This window comes from Veillonella sp., assembly GCF_015058545.1.
Classification (GTDB): domain Bacteria; phylum Bacillota; class Negativicutes; order Veillonellales; family Veillonellaceae; genus Veillonella_A.
Map to the genome: position 1 here is coordinate 1 of NZ_SVCB01000139.1, position 4,869 is coordinate 4,869.

At 37.6% G+C, this 4,869-nt stretch carries 1 protein-coding gene and 1 pseudogene; both read left to right on the forward strand.

The features are described 5' to 3' along the window. The first annotated feature begins 30 nt into the window (after positions 1-30). A pseudogene (locus E7204_RS08855) lies at positions 31-1,110 on the forward strand (IS30 family transposase). Between the two features lie 672 nt (positions 1,111-1,782). Beyond that, positions 1,783-4,584 (forward strand): YadA-like family protein, encoded by a 2,802-nt coding sequence (locus tag E7204_RS08860; RefSeq protein WP_295183766.1) that lies wholly within the window; start codon positions 1,783-1,785, stop codon positions 4,582-4,584. Positions 4,585-4,869: the final 285 nt, after the last annotated feature.

The window sequence follows — 4,869 nt, forward strand, 5'->3', positions numbered from 1 at the left end:
AAATCTTATACACGAGGTATCGATATCACTATGGACTCTATTAATCATAACACATCATTACGTACAAACAAACACTTATCTTACGCAGAACGCTTTCATATTGAAAAACAATTGCAAGCCGGTGCTTCAAAACTGTCGATTGCTAAAGCTTTAGGCCGTTCTCGTACAACCATTCATGCTGAAATTCAACGAGGTACTGTTGAACAAATAAAGGCCGGTAAACGGGTTATGGTGTATCTAGCCGATCATGGACAGGCAAAGTATGAAACCTCTCGTAAAGGCTCGTTTAATACTCGAAAAGCCGGTATGATTACACCTTTTCTTACTTGGGTTGAAGACCAGGTATTGGAGCATAAATGGTCATTTGATGCTGCCGTAGGCTATGCATTGCGTAAGTGCTTGTTTGTACGTAATGAAATGGTGTCTACTAAAACTTTATATAACTACCTTCATGAAAATCTTCTCCGCGTTAAACCAATGGATTTACCGCTAGTGCTACGCCGTTCAATACGCAAAGCTATTACGCGTAAGCACAAGAAAAATCTAGGTAAGTCTATTGAACTACGTGATGAATCTGTTTTGACTCGAGAGGAATTTGGAAATTGGGAACTCGATACCGTTCGAGGCATTAAAGATAAGCATGATGAAGTAATTATCTCTCTATTAGAACGTAAAACATGAATTTATGTAACGTTACGGTCACCTTCCGCTAAAGCAGTTGACATAAAAAACACGCTACACAACTGGCTATTAGGCTTTAGTACCGATATTTCATTACAGCAACTCTGCAAGACAATTACAGCTGATAATGGCCTTGAATTTGCGTCTATTACTGAACTTGAAACAGAGAATTTACAGATCTTTTTTGCTCATCCATATGCCGCATGGGAACGTGGCTCTAATGAACGACATAATGGTTTATTACGCCGCATTATTCCTAAAGGAACACCAATTCGTGACGTATCCGAAACAACACTTCGCCGGGCAACCGACTGGTGTAATTCCTTACCTCGTAAGATCCTAAATTACCGTACGCCGCAAGAAGCCTTTATTGAAGAAGTTAAGAAGTTAGTGGATTTACAAAGTGTTCAATTTGATATTGCAATTTAGCGATTTATAAATTTATTAAAAGTAAAATGAAATGTTTATTTAGTTGATAAATACATTTAACGATTCGTGTATAAAAATTGTGATAAAATAGATGATTTTTATATAAAAAAATGAATCATTATAAATTCCATAAAAAATGTGAAAAATAATTATTATTTTTAAGTTAAAATTATTCTTTGTTTTAAGTTAATCGAAAATCATAAATGAGGCTTGTTTTATGGTTTTTTTATAAATAGATCATGCGTGAAATTTTAATTCAATTTTGTTTAAAAATACATAATTATTGAAATAGTCTGTTTTTTGGACTATATATTTTGCTATCAGTAATTTTGATTTCGTAAAATGAAGAGTCGTTTAGTAAATTATGAAGATTCAAATAACATTGACTTCATGTAGTCATTAGGTATATAATAGATTAAAAATCAAATAATATTATTTTCTCCTATATATTTATTTATGTTAGTTGTGTGTGAAAGAAGATGCATAAAATAAAAAATATATTTGATGTGAATAATGGTTTGATTAGACTCAACATGAAAAATAATTAAAATTCCACGGGGGGGGGGTAGTCGAGCTTTTACTGTGGGAATGTAGTGTAGCGAGAATTTGGATAGGGAGACTTGGGGACGAAAACTAGACAAGTGTGTTGTATGTTTTAAAAGAGGTATGATTATGAAAACAGGGAAAAACATTAAGTTGGCTACTAAATTAGCGTTAGCGGCTTTGGTTGGTGTAACATCGGTTGGTATGTATACGGTTGATGCAGCCGGTTTGACAGGGTCTTATGTAGGGATTGGTAAAGCACCTGCAAGTACAAATGTTGTCGATAAAGGGTCAGAAGTTAAGTCTACGGAAGATAAAATTATTGACTATCGTCAAACTTTTAATACGGCCTATATGGGTGGAACAGATATGTACAGAACACCTAAAAACGACAATGCTAACGGTGAAGGGGTCGACGGCGTTTCATCCGGTATTGATATGGACGGTAAAGGCACAGGTAATATGGCCATCGGTTTTGGTACCTATTCTGCTCGTGCTTACAGTACGGCTATTGGTACTTATGCCAGTGCGATTAGTAATTCTACAGCTGTAGGTTCCGGTTCCTATGCCGCCAGCAAGAGTGTTTCCTTTGGTCAAAATGCCTATGCCAATACAAATGGTCTTTCAATAGGTTTGAATGCTCGTTCCTCTTCGGGCCTTGCTATCGGTCAAGGGGCAACGGCTGGTCTTTTCTATAAATATTTACAAAATGATGGCGTACAAAATTATAATCTGATTAATGATAGTATGGCCATAGGCAATAATGCTACGGCAATCGGTGGTATCGCTATTGGGAAGAATGCAAAAACTAATAGCCTATATGGTGTAGCATTAGGTCAAAGCGCTTCTGTAACATATAGTGGTACAGCATTAGGTACTAATGCCAAGGTTTATGTTTCCCAGGGGGTTGCTTTAGGACTTGATTCCGTATCGAATCGGGACTCTAATACGATTGGCTATGTTCCATTTGCTGATAATGGAGGAAGTTATGTGCCAAAAGATACCTCCGGATTGGTAACAGCTATTGGAGCCAGTGACAGCTTGAAGGATTTTAATACTAAATATGCTAGTCAAATTACTGAATATAATAAGCTAAATCAGAATCTTGCTACGGCTCAAGCAAAGTATGCTGAACAAGATGAAATCTTAAGAACTACAAAAGGCAGTACTGACGCGACAGAACAGGCAAAATATACGCAAGCGCTAACAGACAAAGCTACTTACTATGATGAAGCTGTTGCGGCAACTAAAGCATTAAATGAATGGGTTACGCAAAATCAAGATTTTGTGACAGATTTAGGAAATCAAAGAACTGAACTCGGTTCTTTTAAATCCACCGCGGGGGCAGTTAGTGTGGGGTCTACTGAATATGATGGTGGTCGAGTAAAATATGTTTTAACTCGTCAAATCACTAACGTTGCTGCCGGTACTGAAGATACTGATGCAGTCAACGTAGCTCAGTTGAAACGTGTTGCTAACGCTACTATTTCTAATATTACAGTAGGTGCCGATAAAGCCAGCACTGCTGACGGTATGGCTATTACTAGCGATGCTGATAAAACCCGTATCGATATCGTTGGTGCTAATGACAATATTACGACTTCCGTGGATGCGGATAAACGTTTGATTCAGGTTGGTTTGAGTAATACTTTGGATTTAACAGATAAAGGTAGCATTAAATTCGGTCAAAATGGTACAACTTTGAATAACTCCGGTTTAACTATTGCCAATGGCCCATCGGTGACTACAGCTGGTATCAATGCAGGCGGTAAAGTGATTTCTAGTGTTGGGAACGGTCGTATTGTAGAAGGTTCTACTGATGCTATTAATGGCGGTCAGTTATATGAGCAAATTAAGACTATTACTGGTGATGGAGGCGCTCTTTCTCAAAAAACCAATACCGACTTGGATAACCTTACCGAAGCCGGTACTAAAGTTATTACCGATGCTGCCAAAGGTGCCGTTACGGTTAAGAGTGGCGATGACTTCATCAAGGTTGGTTTAAATGAAGAACAACAAAAATCCGGTGTTAACCAGTACGATGTATCATTGGATAAAGATGCTTTACGTGATGCGTTAGGTACAGGTAAAAATGAAGCCGGAGATAAAAACCTTATTACCGGTGATACCTTGAACCAAGCTATTAATTCTGTTGTGACTGGTCAGGCTAGTGATACTCATATCACAAACGTGGCTAAAGATAGCGTTAAATTGGCTGATGGTACTAATACTAAAGTTAGAACGATAAGTGATGTTAAAGATGGTGCAATCACTTATGCTGTAGATGTTTCAGATGACGCTATTAAAAATGCAGTTAAACCTGAATTGGATCAGAAAGCTAATATTGATGGTTCTAACTTAAGTACTGAAAACATCAATAACTGGAAGAATACATTAGGTGTTACTAATGTAAATCAGAATGTTACTGAAGTTACGAACCGTGTAGATTCTTTGGAAACTAACGTTTCTAACTTGAATGACAGCGTAAGCAACTTGAACGGACGCGTAAACAGCTTAAATGACCGTGTAGATAAAGTGGGTGCCGGTGCTGCCGCTTTAGCAGGTTTACATCCATTGGAATTCAACCCAGAAGATAAATTCTCTGCCGCTGCATCCCTAGGTAGCTACAAAGGCAACTCCGCTGCCGCTATCGGTGCGTTCTATCGTCCGAATGCAGATACTATGTTCAGCGTAGCCAGCACACTTGGTGTTGAAAAAATGTTCAACGTTGGTGTATCTTTGAAATTCGGTCAAAAAGGCGATGCTATTTACAGAACCGGCACAACTGTTGACGTAAGCGGTTTACAAAATGAAGTATCTGATCTTAAAGCACAGAATAAAGGTTTGGTCGATACCGTAGCTCAACAGCAAACTGAATTAGAACAACAACGTGCCTTGATTCAGCAGTTGATGGCTAAAGTAGACATGTAATATCGAACCTATAATATGAGGTAACGGTTTTAATAAGCTTTATCTGATTTAATATAGTTTTACTATAAAATCAAAATAAAATGTAAGAAATAAAAAAGAAGTCAAAGTAATTTGGGAAATTTACCTAAATTTTACTTTGGCTTCTTTTTTGGCTCTTTGTCAAATTTTGGGGCGCTAAAGAGTCTATGCACTTTGAGGAAGGACATGAGACATAACTGTTGCGTGTCCTTTTCTTGCATTGATGAATAAAATCCGGTTACGGAAGTAGTGGAAGTTCCGTATCCC

Excerpts from the sequence above, each read along its gene's own strand:
- E7204_RS08860 (WP_295183766.1), top strand. The coding sequence starts at position 1,783 with ATGAAAACAGGGAAAAACATTAAGTTGGCTACTAAATTAGCGTTAGCG.